The organism is Streptomyces sp. B21-083, assembly GCF_036898825.1.
In the GTDB taxonomy this organism is placed as follows: domain Bacteria; phylum Actinomycetota; class Actinomycetes; order Streptomycetales; family Streptomycetaceae; genus Streptomyces.
The window spans coordinates 1,253,476-1,273,562 of the sequence record NZ_JARUND010000002.1; the positions used below are offsets into that span (position 1 = coordinate 1,253,476).

At 70.7% G+C, this 20,087-nt stretch carries 12 protein-coding genes and 6 pseudogenes; 9 read left to right on the plus strand and 9 right to left on the minus strand.

Going from position 1 to position 20,087, the window contains the following annotated elements; translation table 11 throughout:
- Positions 1 to 49: 49 nt before the first annotated feature.
- The 4 genes and pseudogenes from QA861_RS47450 to QA861_RS29740 all read right to left on the minus strand — a co-directional run.
- A pseudogene (locus QA861_RS47450) lies at positions 50 to 506 on the minus strand (glycoside hydrolase family 31 family protein); the annotation flags it as partial.
- A 117-nt stretch (positions 507 to 623) separates the two neighbouring features.
- Complete coding sequence (locus tag QA861_RS29730) at positions 624 to 779, minus strand: hypothetical protein (protein ID WP_334591766.1); 156 nt, start codon at positions 777 to 779, stop codon at positions 624 to 626.
- A gap of 33 nt (positions 780 to 812) precedes the next feature.
- Positions 813 to 2,210, minus strand: a complete 1,398-nt coding sequence (locus QA861_RS29735; protein WP_334591767.1) for a GH1 family beta-glucosidase — start codon at positions 2,208 to 2,210, stop codon at positions 813 to 815.
- The gene (locus QA861_RS29740; protein ID WP_334591768.1) at positions 2,207 to 5,059 is read right to left on the minus strand and encodes a glycoside hydrolase family 3 C-terminal domain-containing protein; all 2,853 of its coding nucleotides are present in this window, start codon (positions 5,057 to 5,059) and stop codon (positions 2,207 to 2,209) included. The genes QA861_RS29735 and QA861_RS29740 overlap by 4 nt, the downstream gene beginning before the upstream one ends.
- A 205-nt stretch (positions 5,060 to 5,264) precedes the next feature.
- Here QA861_RS29740 and QA861_RS29745 point away from each other — a divergent pair, with 205 nt between their 5' ends.
- The 3 genes from QA861_RS29745 to QA861_RS29755 are packed head-to-tail and all read left to right on the plus strand — an operon-like array spanning position 5,265 to position 10,985.
- On the plus strand, positions 5,265 to 7,250 hold the full coding sequence (locus tag QA861_RS29745) for a beta-galactosidase (protein WP_334591769.1): 1,986 nt from the start codon (positions 5,265 to 5,267) through the stop codon (positions 7,248 to 7,250).
- Between the two features lie 37 nt (positions 7,251 to 7,287).
- On the plus strand, positions 7,288 to 9,426 hold the full coding sequence (locus QA861_RS29750) for a glycoside hydrolase family 36 protein (RefSeq protein ID WP_334591770.1): 2,139 nt from the start codon (positions 7,288 to 7,290) through the stop codon (positions 9,424 to 9,426).
- A 38-nt stretch (positions 9,427 to 9,464) separates the two neighbouring features.
- The gene (locus QA861_RS29755; protein WP_334591771.1) at positions 9,465 to 10,985 is read left to right on the plus strand and encodes a glycoside hydrolase family 43 protein; all 1,521 of its coding nucleotides are present in this window, start codon (positions 9,465 to 9,467) and stop codon (positions 10,983 to 10,985) included.
- Positions 10,986 to 11,069: 84 nt separating this feature from the next.
- Here QA861_RS29755 and QA861_RS47200 read toward each other — a convergent pair.
- The 4 genes and pseudogenes from QA861_RS47200 to QA861_RS29775 form a co-directional block, all read right to left on the minus strand.
- Positions 11,070 to 11,267, minus strand: a pseudogene (locus QA861_RS47200) (LacI family DNA-binding transcriptional regulator); the annotation flags it as partial.
- Between the two features lie 161 nt (positions 11,268 to 11,428).
- Entirely contained in the window at positions 11,429 to 12,487 is a 1,059-nt protein-coding gene (locus QA861_RS29765) for an LLM class flavin-dependent oxidoreductase (protein WP_334591773.1), read from the minus strand.
- Positions 12,487 to 13,011 (minus strand): SRPBCC family protein, encoded by a 525-nt coding sequence (locus QA861_RS29770; RefSeq protein WP_334591774.1) that lies wholly within the window; start codon positions 13,009 to 13,011, stop codon positions 12,487 to 12,489. The genes QA861_RS29765 and QA861_RS29770 overlap by 1 nt, the downstream gene beginning before the upstream one ends.
- A 116-nt stretch (positions 13,012 to 13,127) precedes the next feature.
- On the minus strand, positions 13,128 to 13,625 hold the full coding sequence (locus QA861_RS29775) for a winged helix-turn-helix transcriptional regulator (RefSeq protein ID WP_334591775.1): 498 nt from the start codon (positions 13,623 to 13,625) through the stop codon (positions 13,128 to 13,130).
- A gap of 516 nt (positions 13,626 to 14,141) precedes the next feature.
- Between QA861_RS29775 and QA861_RS29780 the strand changes: the two are divergent.
- From QA861_RS29780 to QA861_RS29805, 6 genes and pseudogenes are all read left to right on the plus strand, one after another.
- Positions 14,142 to 14,528: pseudogene (locus tag QA861_RS29780) on the plus strand (substrate-binding domain-containing protein); the annotation flags it as partial.
- A 1-nt stretch (position 14,529) separates the two neighbouring features.
- Positions 14,530 to 15,072 (plus strand): annotated as a pseudogene (locus tag QA861_RS29785) (ABC transporter permease); the annotation flags it as partial.
- A gap of 111 nt (positions 15,073 to 15,183) precedes the next feature.
- Entirely contained in the window at positions 15,184 to 16,527 is a 1,344-nt protein-coding gene (locus QA861_RS29790; RefSeq protein WP_334591776.1) for an L-fuconate dehydratase, read from the plus strand.
- A gap of 35 nt (positions 16,528 to 16,562) precedes the next feature.
- Positions 16,563 to 16,930 (plus strand): annotated as a pseudogene (locus QA861_RS29795) (aldo/keto reductase); the annotation flags it as partial.
- Positions 16,921 to 17,643: a FadR/GntR family transcriptional regulator gene (locus QA861_RS29800; RefSeq protein ID WP_334591777.1), complete on the plus strand. Its 723-nt coding sequence runs from the start codon at positions 16,921 to 16,923 to the stop codon at positions 17,641 to 17,643. The pseudogene QA861_RS29795 and the gene QA861_RS29800, both read left to right, overlap by 10 nt.
- Before the next feature lie 115 nt (positions 17,644 to 17,758).
- Positions 17,759 to 17,887, plus strand: a pseudogene (locus QA861_RS29805) (arabinofuranosidase catalytic domain-containing protein); the annotation flags it as partial.
- Positions 17,888 to 18,000: 113 nt separating this feature from the next.
- Here the strand turns inward: QA861_RS29805 and QA861_RS29810 are convergent.
- On the minus strand, positions 18,001 to 19,992 hold the full coding sequence (locus QA861_RS29810; protein WP_334591778.1) for a ThiF family adenylyltransferase: 1,992 nt from the start codon (positions 19,990 to 19,992) through the stop codon (positions 18,001 to 18,003).
- Positions 19,993 to 20,087 lie beyond the last annotated feature (95 nt).

Sequence of the window (20,087 nt, forward strand, 5' to 3'; positions counted from 1 at the left end):
AGTCGGCGCACCATCGGTGTCCCTGAATATTGCTGGTGGGGCACGCGGTTCAGTCCCCGCAAGGCAAAGCGATCACCCCGGCGCCCGCTGTGTTCGTGTGCGGGCGGGCGTCGGGGCCGCCGATCCGCAGCCGCCAGGGGTGCGGGCCGTCGGTCGCCACGTGGAGCCGTGCGCCTTCGCGGCGCAGCCGGAAGCGGGCCGTCTCACCGGGCCCGTCCGGGCTCGGGACGACGACTGTGCGCTCGACGCCGTCGGCGAAGGCGTGCACGCGCGGTTCGACGCCCTCGGCCCAGGCGGAGACCGGGCGCCGGTCGTCGGCCGCCAGGGGATCACGGAGTCCGGGCGGGCCGGCAGCGGCAGGGTGCGGAAGTCGTGCCGTTCACGCACCCAGCGTGGGCCGGTGACGCGGGCGCCGGTCAGGATGGTGGTCCAGGTGCCCTCGGGCACGTAGTACTCGACCGTGCCGCATGGCTGAAGACGGGGGCGACGAGCAGGTCGTCGCCCACTGAGTTCGAGCAGCGAGCCGTCCCGGTGGACCTTCCCCGCGCCCGCCTCGGTTCCGGGTAGCGCGAACTCCGGTGCTGGGCGCACGGATCCGGCGTGGTGGGTGGTGCGCACCCCGATCACACCGTCGGCCGGGACCAGCACTCCACGGTCAGCAGCGGACTCTTGAGGGTGCCCCCACGGCGGCTGACGTGCTTGACGGGGGCGAAGAGGGTCATCCGGTGCTCGTCGGCACGGACGTCCGCGACCTCTGTGGCGAAGCGCGGCGGTGACACCCGGGCGCATCGGTCAGTAGCCGTCCGTGAACTTCATCTCGCGTTCTTCGTACGGGCGTTGTGCCCGGTGATCAGGTCCCGGTACCAGCGGTAGCTGTCCTTGGGAGTGCGGGTCTGGGTGTCGTAGTCGACGCGGACCAGGCCGAACCGCTGGTCGTAGCCGCGCGCCCACTCGAAGTTGTCCAGCAACGACCAGACGTAGTGGCCGCGCACGTCCACGCCGGCGGCGATCGCGTCGGCGACCGCCTGGAGGTGGTCGGCGAGGTAGCGGGTCCGGTCGCCGTCGTGGACCTGGCCGTCGGGTGTGACGGTGTCGGCCTCGGCGGAGCCGTTCTCGGTGATCCAGATCGGGGGCAACCGGGGGTAGCGGTCGTGGAGTCGGCGGAGCAGTTCGGTGAACGCCGACGGGACGACCGGCCAGCCCATGGTGGTGTGCCGGGTGCCGTACGGGTCCGTCTCGGCCACGCCGATGTCGACCGCGGTGCGCTGTTCGGGATCGGAAGCCCGGTGGGGTGCGGCGGTCACGCAGATCGGCCGGTAGTAGTTCAGGCCGACGAAGTCCAGCGGTGCGCCGATCACTGTCAGGTCGTCCGGTCGGCGCCAGGGGCCGTCGGCGAGCCCGGCCCAGGTCTCGGCCTCGTGCTCGGGGTAGCGTCCGGCGAACAGCGGCTCGGCCCAGATGTCGTTGTGCAGGGTCTCGGCGCGCCGGCGGGCCGCCAGGTCGGCGGGGTGGTCCGAGGCGGCGTGGACACGGTCCAGGTTGAGGGTGATGCCGATCTCCTCGACACCCGCCGCGCGCAGAGCGCGTACCGCGAGTCCGTGGCCGACGAGCAGGTGATGGGCGGCGGCCAGGGCGCCGCGGCCCTCCCGGGTGCCGGGCGCGTGACGGCCCTCGGCGTGGCCGACGAAGGCCGTGCAGTACGGCTCGTTGAGGGTGATCCAGCGCCGTACCCGGTCGCCGTAGCGCTCGGCGGCGAGCGCCGCGTAGGCCGCGAAGGCCTCCGCGGTGTCCCGGACGCGCCAGCCGCCCCGGTCTTCCAGCGCCTGGGGCAGGTCCCAGTGGTAGAGGGTGACGGCGGGGGCGATGCCCGCAGCGAGCAGTTCGTCGATCAGACGGTCGTAGAAGTCCAGGCCCTTGGCGTTGGCCCGGCCGGTGCCCTCGGGCAGCACGCGGGGCCAGGAGATCGAGAAGCGGTAGCTGTCGACGCCGAGGTCGCGCAGCAGTGCGATGTCCTCGCGGTAGCGGTGGTAGTGGTCGGCAGCCGTGTCGCCGGTGGCGCCGTCGAGGGTTCGGCCCGGGGTGTGGCTGAAGGTGTCCCAGATGGAGGGGCCGCGGCCGTCCTCGTCGTGGGCGCCCTCGATCTGGTAGGCGGCGGTGGCGGCACCGAAGCGGAAACCCGGGGGCAGCAGCGGGAAGTCGGGGTCGCTCATACCGTTCCGTTCTCGGTGGAGCCGAAGGTGAAGGAGGAGAGGCGGAAGTCGCCGTGCAGGGTCAGGTACAGGTCGTGGGGGCCGTCGCCGGGGGCGGTCGCGCCTGCGGTCACCGTCGTCCACGTGTAGCGGCTGCCGGTGACCGGTGGAGCGAGCGACGCCAAGAGCCGGTCGCCGGCCCTGACTTCGAGGCGTGCCTCAGCCGACCCGGCACTCTCGCGCGCGGTTTCCGCCTCGAAACGGGTGACGCCGGACAGGTCGACGGACCTGAACAGCAGTGCCGCCGGGCGAGCGGGATCGGTCGGGGTGACCGCGTCTCCGGCGAGACGGGTGGCATCGACGAGGGTGACGTCCGTGTAGTCGTCGAAGTCGGTCGCCGCGGTGCGCCGGTCGACGACCCCGCGGGGTTCGGGGGCGGGCCCGGTCACCGTCAACGGCGCGGCGAGGACGACGTGTTGCGCGGAGCGGGCGACGAGGACCTCGTAGGCGCCGGGGTCCACGGTGAAGGCTCCGGTGGCCACGTCCCAGTGCGCGAGTTGCTCGGCCGGGAGCCGGAAGGCCACCTCCCGGCGTTCCCCTGCCTCCAGGCGCACCTTGCGGAAGCCGACGAGTTTCAGCCGGGGCGCCTCGTAACGGGCGTTCACGGCACGGACGTAGAGCTGGACCACCTCGCTGCCGGACCGCGTCCCGGTGTTGGACAGCGTCACCGTGGCGTCCAGCTCGCCGTCCTGTCCCATCGTGGGCGTGGACAGCCGCAGGTCGCCGTAGCCGAAGTCGGTGTAGGACAGACCGTGGCCGAAGGCGTACAGGGGTGCTTCGCGGTGGTACTGGTAGGTCCAGCCGGCCTTGATGACGTCGTAGTCGAGCCTGGGCGGGAGCTCGTCGTCGCCGCGATACCAGGTCTGCGGCAGTCGGCCCGAGGGTTCGGCCTCGCCGAGCAGTACGGCGGCCAGCGCCCGCCCTGTCTCCTGCCCGCCGTGGGAGGTCCACACCACGGCGGGCAGGTGCTTGTCCGCCCAGTCGAGGGCGTACGGGTAGCTGCTCATGACGACCAGCGCGGTCTCCGGCCGGACCGCGGCGACCTCGCGCAGCAGAGCCTCCTGAGCGGCGGGCAGAGCGATGCCCGTACGGTCCTCGGTCTCGCGGCCGTTGATGAGCGGGTGGTTGCCGAGGACGACGACGGCGACATCCGCCGCCGCTGCGGCGCTGCGCGCCTCGGCGTGGCCGTCCCGCAGCAGTTCGCGCTGCCAGCGTTCGGCGTCCTGCGGGGTGTCGGCGGTGACGGTGACCCTGCCGTCGTCCGGGTCGACAGCGGCGTAGCGGCCGGTGCGGACGTTGCGCAGGAGCACGGTGTCGGCGTCACCGAGGGGATCGGGCTCCAGCAGGAACCTCTCGTCGACGAACCAGGTCTTGATCACCTCGCGGTCGGCGGCGAGCGAGTCGTCGTCCCTGCGGGTGAGGTAGCGGCCGGTCGCGGCGTCGCGCAGGGTCAGCACCCCGTCGCCCCACTCCGACACGTCGTACGCGGCCCCGCCGAGCGGTTCGCCCGTGGTGTGCGAGCGCAGGGCGATCCGGTCGGCGCCCTCCACGGTGACGATGTCAGGAGCCATCGCGCGCAGCCCTGACGCGATGCCGACCTGGTAGGGCAGGGTGCCGGTGGACCAGTCCTCGTACACGACGTCGGCGAGCGGGCCGATGACAGCGACGCGCGGTGTGCGGTCCGCCCGGAGCGGCAGCAGGCCGTCGTTCTTGAGCAGCACCACCGACTCGGTCGCGGCGCGCAGGGCGAGCGCGCGGTGTTCGGGGCTGTCGATCACCTCGGGGCCGATACCGGCGTACGGGTCGAGGTCGGGGTCGAACTCGCCGAGCCTGAAGCGGAGTCGCAGCTGGCGTCGTACCGCGCGGTCGATGTCCGCCTCGTCGATCAGGCCGCGCTCCAGGGCTTCACGCAACCGCCCGACCGTGATCCCGCTGTCCTCGTTCAGGTCGGTGAAGCTGTCGATCCCGGCTTTCAGCGCCGCGCCGTGCCCCTGGGCGTGATCGTCGAAGTAGTGCTCATGTTCTACCAGGTTGGACGGTGCCTGGGCATCACTGACGACGAACAGCTCGTGCCCGGTCGGCTCGGCCCAGCCGCGCAGTTCCTCCAGGAGCGGACTGACGTGACAGGGGCGGCCGTTGACCAGGTTGTACGCGGCCATCGCGCCCGTCGCCGCACCCGAGGCGATCACCGGGCGGAAGGCGGCCATGTCGTACTCCCGCAGGACGCGGGGGCGCAGACCGGAGGAGGTGACGGAGCGGTCGTCCTCGTTGTTGTAGGCGAGGAAGTGCTTGAGCACGCCGGCCGCGCGCAGAAAGGTGGGATGGTCACCGGCCAGCCCCCGGCAGTAGGCCGTGCCGAGCCGCGCGGTGTGCACCGGGTCCTCGGAGTAGCCCTCCTCGTTACGGCCCCAGCGCGGGTCACGCAGCAGGTTCACCACCGGCGCCCACGCCTGCAGGCTGTTGACGCCGACACCGTTCGCCGTCGGACGGTGATAGTGGAAGGCACGCAGTTCGACCGAGATCGCCTCGGCCACCTCGCGCACCAGGTCCTCGTCCCAGGTCGCGCCCAACCCGACAGCCTGCGGAAACACCGTCGCCTCACCGAGCCAGGACACCCCGTGCAGCACCTCCGTACCCGTACGGAACGCGGCGATGCCCAGGCGCTCGACGGCCGGCGTGTACTGGTGCAGCAGCGCGATCCGCTCGTCGAGCGTGAGCCGACCGAGGAGGTCGTCGACCCGCTTGTCGACCGGCAGCGCCGGGTCACGGAACGGCAGGCGGTGGTCGGTGGACAGGTGCGGAGAATCCACGAGGTGAACCCCTGAGTAGACGGGATGTTGAAGCGCTTCGACGCTGCCATCCCTCCCCACGGACTGTCAATGATGGGAGGACAAGGATGTTTCTCAGCTTTCGGCCCTCTTGTTTCGTGAGAAACATGTCATTAGCGTTCGCCGCCGGGTGAAGCGCTTCGACGCCCGCCTACGTGCCCAGCACATCTCTCAAGAAGGAGGAGTCATGACCTCGTACAGCCTGACCGACCGCCTGGGCGGACTCGCCTTCGGTGGTGACTACAACCCCGAGCAGTGGGACGAACCGGTGTGGAAGGAGGACGACGACCTGATGCGCCGCGCCAGGGTCAACCTGGCCACCGTCGGCGTCTTCTCCTGGGCACTGCTGGAACCGGAGGAGGGCCGCTACGACTTCGCCTGGCTGGACGCCCACATCGACCGTCTGCACGCGAACGGCGTGGCCGTCGACCTGGCCACCCCCACCGCCTCCCCGCCCCCCTGGTTCACCCTGGCCCACCCGGACGCGTTGACGGTCCGGCCCGACGGCACCCGCCTCGTCCACGGCAGCCGGGACACGTACTGTCTCGCCGCGCCCGCGTACCGGAACGCGGCCCGCCGGATCGCCGGGAAACTCGCCGAACGCTACGGCGACCACCCTGCTCTGGCGCTGTGGCACGTGCACAACGAGTACGTCACGCTGTGCTACTGCGATCACACGGCCGCCGCCTTCCGGATCTGGCTGCGCGCCCGCCACGGATCGCTGGACGACCTCAACGAGGCCTGGGGAACGGCCTTCTGGAGCCAGCGCTACACCTCCTGGGAGCAGGTGCTCCCGCCGCGTGCCACCAACTGGCACAAGAACCCCGGCCAGGCCCTGGACTTCCACCGCTTCTGGTCCGACGAGGTCATCGCCGCCTACGGCGAGCAGCGCGACGCGATCCGCGCGCACAGCGACCGGCCGGTGACGACCAACCTGATGCTGCCCGCGTACCAGAACATCGACCTGTGGGCCCTCGCCCGCGAACTCGACGTCGTCAGCTCCGACCAGTACCCGAGTTCACCCGGCGTGGACGCCGCCGCCGACGTCGCCTTCCACGCCGACCGAGCCCGCTCGCTGGGCGGCGGCCGCCCCTGGCTGCTGATGGAGCAGGGCACCAACACCGTCTACGACGGCGACCGGGTCCTCGCCAAGGAGCCGGGGGACATCCTGCGCCACACCCTCGGCCACATCGCGCGCGGCTCGGAGGGTGCCCTCTTCTTCCAGTGGCGGCAGTCCCGGGCCGGCGCCGAGACCTGGCACTCGGCGATGGTGCCGCACGCCGGGCCCGACAGCCGGATCTTCCGCGAGGTCACCCAGACCGGGGAGGCGGTCGCCCGGCTCGGCGAACTGGCGGGGTCGACGGTCTCCGCGCAGGTCGCCGTCCTGCACGGCCCGGACGCCTGGTGGGCCCTCGGCGTGGACGGCCTGCCCTCCCCCGAGCTCGACTATCACGCGGCGCTCCGCCGTGCGCACCGCATGCTGTGGGACGCGGGTGTCACGGTCGACTTCGCCCACCCCGAACACGAGTTGAGCCGCTACCCGCTGGTCGTCGCCCCGGCCCTGTTCCTCCTCTCCGACGCGGCCGCCGAGAATCTGCGCCACTACGTCGCCGGCGGCGGGACGCTCCTCGTGCAGCACGCGAGCGGCTACGTCGACGACCGCCTGCACGCCCGCCTCGGCGGCTACCCGGCCGCTCCCCTGCGTGAGGCGCTGGGCATCCGTGTCGAGGAGTACCGGCCGCTGCGACGCGACGAACGGATCGCCCTGTCGGACGGCGCCCAGGGCACCACGTGGAGCGAGTCCTTGCGCACCGAGGGCGCCGAGACGCTCGCCACCTACACCCAGGGGATGCTCGACGGCAGCCCGGCGGTGACCCGTCACCGCTTCGGCACCGGGCAGGGATGGTACGTCTCGACCCTCCTCGACGACGCCGACCACCGCACGCTGATCGCCCGGCTGCTCGACGAGGCTGGAGTGGGCCCGGAGATGCCCGGCCTGGATCCGCAGGTCGAGGCCACCACCCGACGCGCCCCCGACGGCCGCCGCTGGCGCTTCCTGCTCAACCACCGCACCGCGCCCGTTCCTCTGCCCGAGCGCGCCCACGATCTGCTCACGGGCGGCATCGTGTCCGAGTTGCCCGCCGGCGGCTGCGCCGTGCTTCGCACCACCTGAGTACGGTCCCCTCCAGTCCCTCATCAGAAAGGCGCCCATGACCAGTGCACCGCAGCTCCTCCGGTGGGGCCACCAGGCTCTGGAGGTCGAGATCGGCGTCGGCGAGGACGGCGTCGCCCGCCTCACCGGTGTCGGCGCCCCCGGCGAGGCTCCGCCCGAAAGGCGCTCGTGGCCTCCGCTGCCCCTGGTGGAGGTCATGGCCGCCGGTCATGGCCGCGCATGGTCGGGCGGGCGTCTCATCGACACGTCTCTCGGCGGACGGCTGCGGTACCGCACGCACCGGGTGACCCGCGACGGCGAGTGGCACGTACTCACCGTCGAACTCCTCGACCCCGAGACGGGGCTCCTCGCGGAGGTGACCTACCGCTCGCCGGACGGCGTGCCCGTACTGCGCGCCGAGGTACTCCTGCGCAACGACGGGGACACCGCCCTGCATCTGGAGTCGGTCTCCTCCCTCGTCGTGGGCTGCCTCGCGGACGGCCCGCAGGCCATCGACGCCGCCGATCTGCTGTGGGCCGCGAACGACTGGGTCGCCGAATGCCGTTGGCAGCGCAGCCCGATGCGGGTGACCTCGCCGGTCCTCGCCGACCGCGTGGTCTACGACAACGGCAAGGGGGAGTTCACGCGGACCGGCCGTGGCGTGTGGTCCAGCTGTGGCCGGCTGCCCATGGGCGGGCTGACCGACCGTCACTCGGGCCGCACCTGGCTGTGGCAGATCGAGCACAACGGCGGCGGCTGGCACTGGGAGTGCGGAGAGCGCGACACGCTGGCCTACCTGGCACTGTTCGGCCCGAACGACACCCACCACGGCTGGCGGCAGCCCCTGGAGCCGGGCGCGGAGTTCCGCACGGTGCCCGTCGCCCTCGCCTTCACCGACGCGGGCGGCCCCGACGAGGCGTTCGCCGCGCTCACCCGCTACCGCCGCGCCCTGCGCCGGCCGCACCCCGACCATCAGCGGCTGCCCGTCATCTTCAACGACTACATGAACTGCCTGATGGGCGACCCCACCACGGAGAAACTGCTGCCGCTGGTCGACGCGGCGGCCGACGCGGGCGCGGAGTACTTCGTCATCGACGCCGGCTGGTACGACGGCGAGGACGGCGGCTGGTGGGACAGCGTCGGCGCCTGGGAACCGGCCGCCTCCCGTTTCCCCGGCAAGCGCGGCATCCACGAGGTACTGGACCGTATCCGGGAGCGCGGTATGGTGCCCGGGCTGTGGCTGGAGCCGGAGGTGATCGGCGTCCGCAGCCCCATGTCCACGTCCCTGCCCGACGAGGCGTTCTTCCGCCGCGACGGCATCCGCGTCACCGAGACCGGCCGCCACCACCTCGACCTGCGCCACCCCGCCGCCCGCGCCCACCTGGACCAGGTCGTGGACCGCCTGGTCGGCGAGTGGGGCGTCGGCTACCTCAAACTCGATCACAACATCGACCCCGGCTCCGGCACCAGCGCCCACCCCGGCGAGACCCCGGGCGCCGGACTGCTCGGCCACAACCGCGCCCAACTGGACTGGCTCGACAGCGTCCTGGACCGCTACCCGCACCTGGTGATCGAGAACTGCTCCTCCGGCGGCATGCGCTGGGACTACGCACTGTTGTCCCGGCTGCAACTGCAGTCCACCAGCGACCAGCAGAACCTCCAGCTCTACGCCCCCATCGCGGCCTCCGCACCGACGGCCGTCACCCCCGAACAGGGCGCCGTCTGGGCCTACCCGCTCCCGGAGCACTCGCCGGACGAGGTGGCCTTCACCATGGCCAACGCCCTCCTCGGCCGTATCCACCTGTCCGGCCTGCTCCCGGACCTGCCGCCCGAGTCGCGCGCCCTGGTGCACGAGGCCGTCACCGCGTACAAGGCCGTCCGCACCGACCTGGCCCAGGCCGTCCCCGCGTGGCCGCTGGGCTTGCCGGCCTGGGACGACCCCTGGCTCGCCCTGGCACTCCACACCCCGGACACCACCTACCTCACCGTCTGGCGCCGCCCCGGCAAGGACGCCACCGCGACTCTCCCCCTGCCCCACCTCCACGGCTTCGCGGCCCGGGTAGAGGTGCTCTACCCCGCGGCGAGCCAGGCCGTCATCTCCTGGAACCCGGACACCGCCGACCTCACCGTCACGCTGCCCTCGGCCCCGTCCGCGGTACTGCTCCGCCTCACCCACGCGGCGCCCCACACCCCCTGAGTGCGCCAATGCACCAACTCCTGAAGGGATTTGACCGAGTGTCAGACAAGCAGCGGGCGGACGGCACCTTCGCCAACCCCGTGATCCCCGGCTTCCACCCCGACCCCAGCATCTGCCGCGTGGGCGACGACTACTACCTCGTGTGCTCCAGTTTCGAGTACTTCCCCGGCATCCCCGTCTTCCACAGCCGCGACCTGCTGCACTGGACGCAGATCGGCAACGCCCTCGACCGGCCCAGTCAGCTCCGTCTCACCACCGCCACCCCGTCCTCCGGCGGTATCTACGCCCCCACCCTGCGCCACCACGACGACCGCTTCTGGCTGATCGTCACCAACGTGACCCAGGGCGGCGGCAACATGCTGTTCTCCGCCACCGACCCCGCCGGACCCTGGTCCGACCCGGTCCAGCTGCCAGACATCCCGGGCATCGACCCGGACCTCGCCTGGGACCAGGACAACACCTGCTGGTGCACGATCGCCGGAGTCTCACAGCTCCGCATCGACCCGCACACCGGACAGACCTTCGGACCACCGCGCAGGATCTGGTCCGGCGCCCCCGGCGCCAAGGCACCCGAAGCACCACACCTCTACCGGATCGGCGACTACTGGTACCTGCTCATCGCCGAAGGCGGCACCGAACGCGGCCACAGCGTCTCCATCGCCCGCAGCCACACACCCACAGGCCCCTTCGAACCATGCCCGGACAACCCGATCCTCACCCACCGCAGCACCGACCACCCCATCCAGAACACCGGCCACGCAGACCTCGTCCAGGGACCCGACGACTCCTGGTGGATGGTGCTCCTCGGCGTCCGCCCACGCGGCGGAACCCCCGGCTGGCACGCACTGGGCCGCGAGACCTACCTGACACCTGTCGAGTGGGTGGACGACTGGCCCGTCATCGGGGAGGTCCCGTCCGAACTGCCCGCCCCCGCCTGGCCGCTCGCCCCCGGACCCGCCGAAGACGTCCGCGACGACTTCGACCTCAGCGAACTGCACCCGCGATGGATCTCCGTCCGCGACCGACCCGCAGAACACTGCACCACCAAGGAACGGCCCAGCCGGCTCACCCTGCACGCCCGGGGCAACTCCCTGGACGAACCCGACGTCATGTTCACCGGCCGCCGCCAACAACACCTCACCTGCCAGGCACGCACCCGCATCGACCCGGCCGAGGGACACGGCGGACTCGCCGTCCGCCTGGACGAAGAACACCACTACGAGATCGAAGCGTCCGAAGGCGAAGTACGCGTCCTCACCCGTATCGGACCCCTGCGCACCACCGTGGCGTCCCGCTCCGTAGCCGCCGGGCCCGTTATCCTCCGCCTCGACATCTCCGAAACCCCTCCCAACGGCCCCCGCACCGGCCCCGACCTCCTCACCTTCGGCATCGAGGAACCGGACAACACCTTCACCCCACTCGCCACCCTCGACGGCCGCTACCTGACCACCGAAGTCGCCGGCGGCTTCACCGGCCGAGTCATCGGCATGTACGCCGCGATGGGCACCGTCCACTTCGACTGGTTCGACTACCAGCCACTCACCGTTCCTGTGGACTGAGCGGGAGCGAGCCCGTTCAGCCGCGCGCCCCGAACGCAGCTCCACGAGGTTGCTGCGGTTCTTCGGAGGCCTGCGGTAGCCGTGCCGGTGGATCAGTTCCTCGATACGGGCCCGGGTCTCGTCGGACACCCCGGAGCGGCCGTTGAGCACCTTCGACACGGTGGGCACGAAGACGCCCGCGGTCTCGGCGATGTAGGCGATGGTCACCGCCGGACCGTCACCGCGACCGCTCCGCCCTTCCCGGTCCGGCGTCGGAGGTGTTTCTGATCGCTTGTCCGGCACGGTCGCCTTTCCCCGGCCCCTCGCCCGGGGGAGCCGTCATTCTGACACCCCCTCGCCGGGCGGACGGCGACGCTCGCCCCTCCGACCGCCCCTTTCCCGTTGCCGTTGCGCACCCGCCGGACTCCGATCGGTGCTGCCGTTTGTCCTGTGCACGTGGGCCGCTACGCCGCCGCGTCGCGGTCCATGTCTCGGACCAGGTCGATGGCCCGGCCGAGGTTGGTGAGCCGTGCGTCCAGCGTTTCGCCGGCGGGATAGAGACGGACTGTGTCGACTCCGGCGTCGCGCCACACCTTCAGCCGCTCGCACACCATGTCCTCCGTGCCGATCAGCGTGGTGGCCAGCACCATCTCGTCGGTCACCAGACCGGCCGCGCCGTCACGGTCCCCGGCCTGCCAGCGTTCCCGGACCTCCGCCGCGATCTGCGCCCATCCCTGGCGGCTGTAGGCGTTGTTGTAGAAGTTCGTGGTCCCGGAACCCATCCCGCCGAGGCTGAAGGCCAGTTCCTTCTTACGGCCGCCCACCATCGCGACCAGCGCGTCCTCGTCCTCCGCGAAGGCCACTTCCGCGCCCTGGCAGATGTCGAAGTCGGCGCGTGACCGCCCTGACGCGGCGAGACCCGCGTCCAGGTGGTCGAAGTACGCCTCCTGGGCGCCCTCGGGAACGAAGCTCGTACCCAGCCAGCCGTCGGCGATCTCCCCCGTCAGCCGCAGCATCTTCGGCGAGAGCGTCGCCAGGTAGATCGGGATGTCGTGTTCGGCACGGATCGCCAGCGCCATCGGCTTGCCGTCACCACCGGGCAGCGGGATGTGGAACTCCCTGCCGCTGTAGGAGATCTTGCCGCCCGCCACGGACCGGCGCACTATCTCCACCGTCTCCCGCATACGCGACAGGGGCCGGGCGAACGGAACACCGTGCAGGCCCTCGATCACCTGGGGGCCGGACGGGCCCAGACCCAGCAGGAAGCGGCCTTCGGAGATGTTCGACAGGGTGATCGCGGCCCGGGCGATCGCCATCGGTGTACGGGTGGCGAGCTGAATGATCGCGGAACCGAGCAGCATCCGTTCGGTGCGTGCGGCCAGATACCCCAGTGGCGAGGCCGCCTCGGCGCCCCAGGCCTCGGCCACCCAGCAGATGTCCAGGCCCAGCTTCTCCGCCTCGGTGACGAAGTCCACCGTCTCCGGCCAGCCGGTGGACGCCTCGATCGTGGTCGACGTACGCATCACACACCCATCTCTCCGGCGTCTTCGGCCAGCTTCTTGATCGATTCGAGAGTGGCGCCGATGTTCCGCTCGAACTCACGCATGCGCACGAAGACGATCTTCTGTTCCTTCTCCGGCATGCGGTCGATGGCATGGGAGAGGCCCGAGCGGCCGGGCCCCAACTGCATCCACTCCCGGAGCAGCGTGCCGTCGTCCCGGGGTTCGAGCGTGAACCGCCAGATCGCGGAGGGGTGTTCGGGGTCCTCGATGGCCCACGCGAAGACACTCGGGGGTTCGTACTCGACGATGTGGGATGTGGTGGCCCACTCCCCCAGCGACTCATGCTCACTCCTGCCCACGAACCGGGCTCCCAGCGCCGGTCCCGTCCTTCCGTCCAGCCACTCGACGGACCGCAGTTCCGTGCTCAGGCCGGGCATCAGTTCGATGTCGGAGACCAGCTCCCACACCCGTTCCGGCGGGGCAGCGATCCAGATCGGCACCTCGACCGTCGGCTTGTCCGCATAGCACGCACCCGTCCACTCCATGGCCCGGCCCTCCTCGTCGTCATAACAGCCCTCACTTCCGAAGAGCCTCTGACCACTAAAGTTGTGTAGATAGACTCACTTGTCAAGCAAAGACGGCGTCTCCTGCGGATCCCGATTCAGCCGGCGAACCGCTTCGCCACATCCGGGCGCTCGGCCAGGCGCGGCGGATAGCCCGGCCCCATCCTGGAGTGGGTGTTGTCGGCGGTCATCGGCTCACCGCAGGCGGCGCACACCACTTCGGCATGACTCTCCTGCTGACAGACGTCGTGGTACGTCACCACCGGCGGGCCTTCCTCGCCGGCCAGCCAGCGGTCCCCCCAGCGGTTCATCGCCAGCAGCACCGAATGGAAGTCACGGCCCTTCTCGGTAAGGACATAGTCGTACCGCACCGGCTGGGTCTGGTAGGGCCGCTTCTCCATCAGCCCCTCCTCCACCAGCCGCCGCAACCGGTCGGTCAGGGTGTTGCGCGCGATCCCGAGCGACTCCTGGAACTCGTCGAAGCGCTTGATCCCGTACCCGGCCTCGCGCAGCACCAGCGGCGTCCACCAGTCACCCAACAGGTCCATGGTGCGAGCGATCGAGCACGGCCAGTGCGCGAAGGAAGTACGTCTCATGGCACCAGCATACTTATCCATCTGGTAAAGCAACCCAGCAGGTAGAAGCCTTGGCGTGATCGCGAAGTCCGTGTCACGGCGTCCCCACCCGCCCGAGTACGTACTCTGCTCCGTGTCGAGGGCAGGTGCCCCGGTTCCTCGCGGATTCAGCGCGGCCTTCGCGGGCACGTCGACGGCAGGGTCAGACGCTGGTGCGCATCGGACCGCGGTTGAAGGCGACCGGGTGGCGGTGAGATCGCCGCCCGGAGCAGTCGCTGCGTTTGGGATACAGCCGAGCAGAGTCAGACAGCTGACATCTGGCGACCTGATCGATTGATGGGATGGATCTCGCTCCCACAACCCTCACTGCGACATCTCGCTCCGCAATCGCCCTGCAAATTTCGGGGACATTACACCAAGGGCTAGACAGGGCCTCGCTGCGCGCCCTATAAACATCCCATCTCTCCGAGCCGACAGCAATCGGTTGTCGCTTATGCGGAAAATCTCCCGCTTCGGGACCAGCGTGAGGAAGTACCGATGAGACTCAGAAACGCTCTCTGTTCCACCGCCGCCGCCCTGTCCGCCCTGGCGTCGCTCAGCGCCTGTGGCAGTGGCTCCGACACCTCGGCGTCGTCGAGCGGCGCACCGCTGGTCGGTGTGGACTACCCGCGTTCCGACACCGACTTCTGGAACTCGTACATCAAGTACACGCCGGAGTACGCGAAGGAGCTCGGCCTCTCACTCAAGACCACCAACTCGCAGAACGACGTCGCCAAGCTGACGGCGAACGCGCAGACGTTCATCAGCCAGGGGGTCAAGGGTGTCGCGATGGCCCCGCAGGACACCGCGGCCATCGCTCCTACGCTGGCTCAGCTGGAGGCGAAGAAGATCCCCGTCGTCACCGTCGACACCCGCCCCGACAGCCGGCATCTCGGGCGGCCAGACCTTCTTCCAGCTGCCTGAGTCGATGCTCTACCTGGGCACGGCGCAGTGGTTCGGGATGCCGGCGTCCATCTGGCTCTGCCTGGCGCTGTTCGCCATCGCCATCGTGGTGCTCGGCTGGACCAGCTTCGGCCGCTCCCTGTACGCCATCGGCGGCAACGTCGACGCCGCGAAGGCGGCCGGTATACGCAGCGACCGGGTGTTGTGGATCGTCCTTGTCGTCGGCAGTGTGCTCGCGGCCCTCGCCGGACTGCTGCTGTCCGGGCGGCTGGCCTCGGTGGCCTCCGCGCAGGGCAACGGCTACATCTTCACCGTCTTCGCCGCCGCCGTCATCGGCGGGATCAGCCTCAACGGCGGCAAGGGCACCATGTTCGGGGCGTTCAGCGGCATCCTGCTGCTCTTCATGATCCAGAACGTGCTCACCCTGGGCGGCGTTCCCGCGCAGTGGATCGGCGCCCTCAACGGCCTGATCATCCTGGTCGCGCTGATGATCTCGCGCAGCACGGGCGGCAAGGTCCAGGACTGAACAGGCGGCCGTCGCGGGGATCCACAGGAGCCGCACGGCCGCCGAGCTCCTCCCCGCTGTCCTCGCCTCTCTCGTCGCAGGGTCCACGTCCCCTGCCCCCCAGGAGTCGCCATGTCCTCCGCTGAGTCCCCCGTATCGGCATCTGCCCGCATCATCGCCCTGGACGTCCTCGACGTACGCTTCCCGACGTCGGAACACCTCGACGGCTCGGACGCGATGAACCCCGAACCCGACTACTCGGCCGCCTACGTGGTACTGCGTACCGACGCCGGCGACGGGCTGGAGGGCCACGCCCTGGCCTTCACCACGGGCCGCGGCAACGACGTCCAGGCCGCGGCCATCGCGGCCCTCGTCCCGCACGTCGTCGGCCTGTCGGTGCAGGAGGTGTGCGCCGACCTCGGCGCGTTCTCCCGCTCCCTGGTCCACGATCCCCAACTGCGCTGGCTGGGACCGGAGAAGGGCGCCATCCACATGGCGACCGGCGCCGTCGTCAACGCCGCCTGGGACCTCGCGGCCAAGCGCGCCGGCAAGCCCGTCTGGCGCTTCCTCGGCGAGATGTCGCCCGAGGAACTGGTCGCCCAGGTCGACTTCCGCTGGCTCAGCGACGCCCTCACCCCCGAAGAGGCGCTGGAGATCCTGAAGCGTGCCGACCCCAGCCGCGCGGAGCGCATCACCCTCCTCCTGGACCGCGGCTACCCCGCCTACACCACCACCCCCGGCTGGCTCGGCTACTCCGACGAGAAGCTGGCCCGCCTGGCCCGCGAAGCGGTCGCGGACGGCTTCACCCAGATCAAGCTGAAGGTCGGCGCGTCCCTGGAGGACGACATACGGCGCATGCGCGCCGCCCGCGAGGCCGTCGGGGCCGGGATCCGCATCGCTGTGGACGCCAACCAGAGATGGGACGTCCAGCCCGCGATCGACTGGATGCGCGAACTGGCCCCCTACGACCCGTACTGGATCGAGGAGCCCACCTCCCCCGACGACATCCTCGGCCACGCCGCCGTCCGCACGGCCCTCACCCCCATCAAGGTCGCCACCGGCGAACACATCGCCAACCGGGTCGTCTTCAAGCAGCTCCTCCAGGCCGGCTCCGTGGACATCGTCCAGATCGACTCCGCCCGGGTCGGCGGCGTCAACGAGAACCTCGCCATCCTGCTGCTCGCCGCGAAGTTCGGGGTGCCCGTCTGCCCGCACGCGGGCGGAGTCGGCCTGTGCGAGATGGTCCAGCACCTGTCGATGTTCGACTACATCGCCGTCTCCGGCACGACCGAGGACCGCGTCATCGAGTACGTCGACCACCTGCACGAGCACTTCGTGGACCCGGTACGCATCGCCGACGGCCACTACCTCGCCCCCGCCCTCCCCGGACTCAGCGCCCAGATGCACCCCGAGTCCTTCAAGGAGTACACGTACCCCGACGGCCCTGTGTGGGCCGCCCGTGTCTCCCGTGTCTGACACCGGACGCCTGGTGGACGGCACCGTTGTCATCAGGCAAAAGCGTCGTCACCGTCGGCGTCTTCAACTCCGGACTCCTCTCCCGCGACCGACCCACCGAAGGCATGAAATACGACCAGCAGAACGCCCCATCCGCCCTGGTCGACCGCGCCCGGGCGATCGCCGACGTCTGCGAGGCCTTCGGGACAACGCTTCCCGCCGCCGCGATCACCTTTCCCCGCACCCATCCCAGTATCATCAACGTCACTCTCGGCATGCGGACTCAGGAACAGGTCGGACGAACATGGAACTCCACGGGCGGGCCGTCCCCGAAGACCTCTGGGACGAACTCCGTGCCCAGGGGCTCATCAGATCGGACGTACCCGGTGCCGACGGCCGGGGAAGGGGTGCGCAGTGTCTCTGACGGACAAAGCTATCGAACGGATCCGCGAGCTGATCCGCACCGGCGCACTGCCGCCGGGATCGAAGCTCCCCCCGGAACCGGATCTGGCCGCCCAGCTGGGCCTGTCCCGCAACCTCGCCCGCGAGGCGGTCAAGGCACTGGCTGTCGCCCGAATCCTGGAGGTCCGCCGGGGCGACGGCACCTACGTCACCAGTCTCCAGCCCAGCCTGCTCCTGGAGGGACTCGGCGGGGCGGTGGAACTGCTGCAGGGCGACTCCGGCGTTCTGCAGGACCTCATGGAGGTGCGGCGGCTCCTCGAACCGGCCGCCACCGCACTGGCCGCCACCCGCATCTCCGACGACCAACTGGCCGAGGTCAAAACCCACTTGGACGCCATGCGCGAGGCCCGCGACGATGTCGAACTGCTCAACGCGCACGACGCGGCCTTCCACCGCGCGGTCGTCGCCGCGACGGGCAACGAAACACTGCTGACCCTGCTGGAGGGCGTCTCCGGCCGGACGCTGCGCGCACGGATCTGGCGTGGCCTGGTCGACGACCAGGCGGGGGGCCGGACCCTCGCCGAGCACGAGGCGATCTACGCGGCCCTCACCACGCGCGACAGCGCCCTCAGCCAGGCCGCCGCGCTGCTGCACGTCAGCAACACCGCGCAGGCACTGAAGGAGCACCTGCGCGACAAGCAGCCCCTCCCCTTCGAAGAGGCCGCACCGAAGTAGCGACCGCTCCTGGCCGACAGGAAAGTTGCCGGTCCCACTCCTCGTCGGTGAGAGCCGCTCGTACGGACTTCAGCGGCTCGCGAGCAACAGCACCATCTTCGTGGCACCCCACGGCCTCAACAACGGCTGGGCCAACAGCGGCCACGGCGCCGCAGGCACTTTCTACGAGGGCGTGATGACGTCCGGCTACCCGTCGGACGCCACCGAGAACGCCGTACAGACCAACATCGACACCGCCGGCTACGGCAGGTGACACCGAGGGCGGCTCGAGTGGCGCTCAGGGACTGACAGCAGCCGTCACACCCGTCAGCTCCCTGTGGTACGGGAGTTTCGAGGCCCGGACGGGCCGGGCTTCGGTCACTGTCCCGTCCATCCGGTCCACCGCACGGAGGTGTCGGTCGGGCAGCGCGTCACCTGGTGGGCCGGCGCGGTGGTGGCCCGGCCCGCGCGCAGCACCGCCAGTACCGTGTCGTCCCGGTCCGTGCCGCCTCCGGGCCGGAGCGCGACCGGTCCGCCGAATTCGTGTCCCAGCGGCTGAGCGGCGTATCCGGCCTCGGTCAACGCGAGCCACACGCGCATCAGCGCCACGCCCGCGTCGAGCCTGTCGGTGACCGTCCGCCGAGGGCCCCGCAGGACCAGTACGGCTCCGCAGTTGCGCAGTCCGCGAGCCCGGAGCCGGTCCGTCGCCATGGACGGTGGTGTCGCCCACCGGGGTGGAACCGCCCGGCTCCCCAGGACGCGGCCGACGGCACGGGTCGTTCCCGAAACTCCGAGCAGCTCGCTCGGATCACCGAACGAGCGCCGGCCGTCCTCGGTCCGCGCCCGTTCCCTCAGCCACTCCCACAGCGCACCGTCGGCCGAGCGGCCGTCCCGCGCGGCGTCGAGCTCGGTGCGGGCGAGCCGGCCCAGGGCCGTGGCTCCGGTGATCGTTTCCAGGGTGAGGTTCCGCTCGGTGCACGTCAGTTCGATCCGTTTCAGCGTGGTCCCGTCGATCGGTGTCCGCAGCAGATCGTCCCGGTGGGTGCTGCGCAGGCCGAGGGCTCCTTGCCGGGCGAGCACGTCGTCACGCAGTCGGTCGCAGTGGAACCGGCCCGCGAACCAGTCCGCCTCGCCCGGATCGGCGGTGGCGGAACTGCCCTCCCACTCCCCGTGTGCGAGGTAGGACATCGCCCCCAGCGCACAGCCGAGGCTCTCCGCCCAGCCCAGCGCGTCAGGTGCGGCGGAGGGCCAGCGCCCGGGGTCCGGCGCGAGCCGCACCGTACGCCCGTCGACAGGCTCGAAGCGCCAGGGCTGGGCGTTGTAGGGCGACGGTGCGAGCCGGGCGCCCCGCAGCACGACGGCGAGACGTTCGGGGAGCGGACGTACGGGCAGGCTTGCGGGCGTGGACTCGGGCGGGCGGAGGCGGGCCGGAGTCTGAGCCGATGCCCGGGCCGCCGTCCGGACCGCTCGCAGGGTCCGCGCGAGTTCCAGCGGCATCCGGATCCGGTGGGCGAGCGCCGCCGCGCGGGGCATGGCCGCCGCGTGCAGGTCCACGGTGACGACATGCCGCGTCCTGCGGTTCATCAACAGGTCCAGTACCACCCTGCTGCCCAACGCGCCCATGCCGAGCACACAGTAGGAGATCTGCGGCCAGGTTCCGCCGTTGGACAGCCGGTCGGCCATGACCGGGAGGTAGTCACTGGGGAAGTGGGTTCTGCCGAACCACCGTACCGAGTCCCAGACGCGGCTCTCCCGGTGGGCCTCGGCGGTGGCGGTGCCGTAGAAGGGCACGGGACGGCGACGGTAGTCGAAGACGTACACGGCCGGCTTCCCGCCGAAGTCCGCACCCGCGACAACGGGGATGCCGCGCTGTGCGGCCCGCTCGTGGAGCTGGTACTTGACCCAGGCGGACATCTGCGGGTCGATGGCGTCGAAGGCGACATGGACGCCGTCCAGCGCCTCGTCCAGGTTCTCCAGCGTCAGCCCCTCCGGGCACACGGTCACTTCGGCCGACGGGTTGATGGCGCGCACCCGTTCGGCCAGCACCTCGGGCTTCGGCCGGCCGGCGTCAGCGAGCACACAGGCCTGTCGGTTCAGGTTCGTGACGTCGAAGTGATCCGGGTCGGCGAGCCTGAAGCGCACCACGCCGAGCCGTGCCAGCGGCTCGACCACCGCGCCGCCGACACTGCCGCAGCCTGCCACGAGCACAGTCGCCGCGCGCAACGCGGCCTGCTCGCGCTCGTTGACGATGCCGAGGTTGCGGGTCACCGCCTCGGCCCCGGCCTCCGCCACGGCGACGTCGGACAGGTCCGTGTCGTGAGCGTCGCTGTCGTGAGCACCCGTGTCGTGAACGTCCGTGTCATGCGTCATGGCGGCGGCCTCCCTCTCGGCGGAGGACGTCCGGACCCTGTTCCGTACGGCCGCGGAGTCGGCGGGGTTCGCGCTGACGGGTTCGGATCATGAGA